The sequence below is a fragment of the Belnapia moabensis DSM 16746 genome (assembly GCF_000745835.1).
Taxonomy (GTDB): domain Bacteria; phylum Pseudomonadota; class Alphaproteobacteria; order Acetobacterales; family Acetobacteraceae; genus Belnapia; species Belnapia moabensis.
Genome location: NZ_JQKB01000212.1, coordinates 1 through 3141, shown reverse-complemented (window position 1 = coordinate 3141; position 3141 = coordinate 1). Strand labels below are relative to the sequence as shown.

Annotated in this window: 4 protein-coding genes; all 4 read left to right on the top strand. The window is 66.4% G+C overall.

The genetic code is table 11. The features are described from left to right. The first annotated feature begins 370 nt into the window (after positions 1 to 370). The 4 genes from EP26_RS35910 to EP26_RS30225 all read left to right on the top strand — a co-directional run bounded on the left by EP26_RS35910 (position 371) and on the right by EP26_RS30225 (position 2843). Entirely contained in the window at positions 371 to 865 is a 495-nt protein-coding gene (locus tag EP26_RS35910) for a hypothetical protein (protein WP_157033962.1), read from the top strand. A 6-nt stretch (positions 866 to 871) separates the two neighbouring features. Next, positions 872 to 1213, top strand: coding sequence for a hypothetical protein (locus tag EP26_RS30235; RefSeq protein ID WP_245624573.1), 342 nt, complete (start codon positions 872 to 874; stop codon positions 1211 to 1213). Positions 1214 to 1601: 388 nt separating this feature from the next. After that, the gene (locus EP26_RS30230) at positions 1602 to 1922 is read left to right on the top strand and encodes a hypothetical protein (RefSeq protein ID WP_043345076.1); all 321 of its coding nucleotides are present in this window, start codon (positions 1602 to 1604) and stop codon (positions 1920 to 1922) included. A 66-nt stretch (positions 1923 to 1988) separates the two neighbouring features. Then, positions 1989 to 2843 carry a phytanoyl-CoA dioxygenase family protein gene (locus tag EP26_RS30225; RefSeq protein WP_052389889.1) on the top strand — a complete coding sequence of 285 codons (855 nt, stop codon included), beginning with the start codon at positions 1989 to 1991 and terminating at the stop codon, positions 2841 to 2843. Positions 2844 to 3141: the final 298 nt, after the last annotated feature.

The window sequence follows — 3141 nt, the reverse complement described above, 5'->3', positions numbered from 1 at the left end:
GATGGGCATGGCGAAGCTCCTCTGCTCGCCACGTTGAATCAGAGCGCCGTCAGTCTGGGAATCCCCAGAGAGTCATGCTCTCGGAGACTTGGTATAAGCCCAGCCCGCTGCGGTATCGATTGACTGCAGAGTGCAGGAAGCGGCCGCTCCCTGACGACCCGACCGGGTCAGTCGGATGGGCGCTGCCTGGCCAGCTCACCTAGCGCGTCCGGCCGCAGCGACGACAATGGCCAGGGCGTTGAAGATCCGACCCGAAGGCGTGGAGCAGATCCGCGCCTACGCCCGCTTCGCTTCGCCTGGGGACGCCGGGCATGCCATACAAACAACTGACGCGGCGGTTCGCCCTCGAGCCTTTAAGGAGGATGAGAGCATGTTTTCAGTCGGGCAGAGAGTCTGGCACCGCGACGGCCAGCGCAGCGGCAAGGTGCTGGAGTGCGAAGGCGACCATGTCTTCATCGAGCAGGACAACGGCGCTGAACTAGATTTCCGGGCGAGCGAGTTGACTACGGCTCCGCCGGCCGGCGCGAAGATGCCCGGCGCGGGACCAAAGGACGGTGGCTCGGCTGCTCGGCAGGCGCGGTACGTCATGCCGAACCGCACCCTGACTGCTGTCGACATCACGCCGGAGCATGCTCGGGTGCTCGGCATCGTCCCCGTACGCACGGTCCAGGCGGTCGCGGCGCTTTACGAACGACGGCCCGGGGCCGGGAAGTTCAGCGCGCTCGAGGTGGCCGGCAAGCTGAATGTCATCGCAGAGATCACCGCGGTGCCCTACCGGACGATGCGAGAGTATAGCGACCGCCCCGGGGAGCTCGGCCTGCTTATGGGTAAGGGCCTCGCGGACAGCCAGAGAGCCGGGCGATAGCGGCCAATGGGCGCGCGGAAGACGCTGGCAATGTTGCTACGGAACAGTACCGAGACTGCCCTTTTTTCGAGCGTACTGGCGCTGGTGAAGGCGCAGGCCCGGGCGTTCCGGTACCAGCAGCTGCTGGACGAGGGGCGGTACGCCTCGATTAGCGAGATGGCGGCGGAGCGGATCGAGCGCGGCTTTCTTGGGACGCTGCTACGGCTGACGCTGCTGGCGCCAGACACGGTAGAGGCGATCTTGAATGGGCGGCAGCCGGCGGGAGTCGGATTGCCGTGGCTGCTCGAGCCATTTCCGGTAGGCTGGGGCGGGCAACGAAATGCGCTCAAGCAGGCCTGCGGCGCATAGGAAGCGGGTCCCGCTCGGGCGCAGGCAACAAGTCTCCTGCTCTGCGCGTCCGCGCTGCTCCTGTGCTCCGTAAGGCTGCCAGACGCCGCACGAACAGCCCTCGATGCGGTGTCGGCCTACCCGGGGCGAGGTGGCCGGGGCCTCTATCGCCAATGCAGCCATCCTGAGCCATCCTCGCGCCACCGAGGGCGGCCGCACGGGCCATCCGACAAGGCCGCGACGGCATCGCGGTGCGCCGCCGAGGGCGGTTGTGTGCTGCCACCAAGCGGCCGATCACCGAACGCTGAGACCATAATCCCTAGTAGATTTTCGGCGCAGAAGTTCACGACTTCTCGAGCGATAGCCGGAGGCGGTATACCAGCCTCACGGAAACGCGAGGAATAGCGCAATGGTGGTAGAGACCAGCGTGTTCGGCGGCCAGTTGCTACCCGATGGCTCTGTTTCAGAAGTCTTCGCAGCCAGAGTTGTCATCCCCGACACTGCCTTTGCTCGCCTCGGCATCGGCCGCCACGAGCGTCCGCGTCGCCTGCCCGCCTGCTTCCGCTGGTGCTTCGACCATCTCGGCGCTGGCGGCACCCGCTGGAGTGTCATGCTGCGCGACGAGGACTACGCCGAGCTCTACTTCGCCCGCGTCCGAGACGCCCTTGCCTTCGTCGCACGGTGGTCCGTGAGAGCGGCCCCCGCCGGGCAATTGGCGCCCGCCGTCTGAGCGGGACACCCACCGGCAGATCCGGCCTACCACGAGAACAGCGCATAGTTGCCGCAGGAGCTTGCCATGACGATCCAGTCGCAACAGACCGCAGACGAGAGCCTCCGGACCCACGACATCACCGGCCACGTCGATGGCCTTTATCGGGACGGCATCACCGGCCTGCAAGGCGCCTTCTCCCGCAACTGGGCGGAGCAGATGCGTGAGGACATGATGACCGCGTTCTGGGCGGCGATGCAGCGCCCCGGCGGTGCCGTCGGGCGCGGCCCCCGACGCTGGTATGTCGAGATTCATCCGCAGGATCTGCGTGGCTTCGTCGACCTCGTGACGCACCCATGGGTCGTGAGCCTGTGCAAGGCGGTGCTCGGCCCGAAGTACGAGATCGTCGAGGTCGGCTTCGACGTCCCCGTCCAGGGTGCCCGCAACCAGCCCTGGCACCGCGACTTCCCCTCGCCTCCCGAAACCTGGGGCGACCAGCGCCGCCTCACCTCGCTTGCTTTCAACCTTACCGGTGTCGACGTAACCCCAGACATGGGTCCCTTCGAGGTCGCGCCCGGCACGCAGTGGCTGGATGGGCGCGGGTGGAAGCACGAGATGTTCCCACCAGCGGAAATCTGGCCGCGGTTCGCCGACCAGGGCGTACGCAAGTACCCGCGGATGGGTGACATCTCCTGCCGTTCAGCGGTCACGATCCACCGCGGCACAGCACATCCTTCGCCGATCGCCCGCCCGGTGCTGGTACTCGGCGTCGACGCCCCCGGCGCCGGCCATGCCGCCTTGCACGACATGATGGTGACGCCGGACTACCACGACGCCCTGCCGCAGTCCGTGCGCGACCACCTCGTCTGCCGGATCGTCGATGAGCTCGTTCCCGTCGTCCAGAAGCACGACATCGAGGGCCTCGTGATGGGCGTTGAGTGATGTCCCACACGGCGTCGGTGCGGCGAGGCGTCCCGGCGCCACACGCTAGCCGCGGTGGGCAGCGCGAGGCGGTCGAGCCTAGCTGAGCCTCAGGCCGCCTTGGTCTTGACTGACCGTAAGGGGTGAAACCACATTTGCGTCCGCTTTAGCCTGATAGGCAGGCGTAAATGCATTCGCGCTGCACTCTTGCTCGATGACAAAGTTTGGCCGAAAGCGGAATGTCCGCGTTCGGGGAAGAGAGCACGAACAGCCGACATAGGTTCTGCAGAGGGCAGTGTCCGTCGCGGCTTGGCCGACT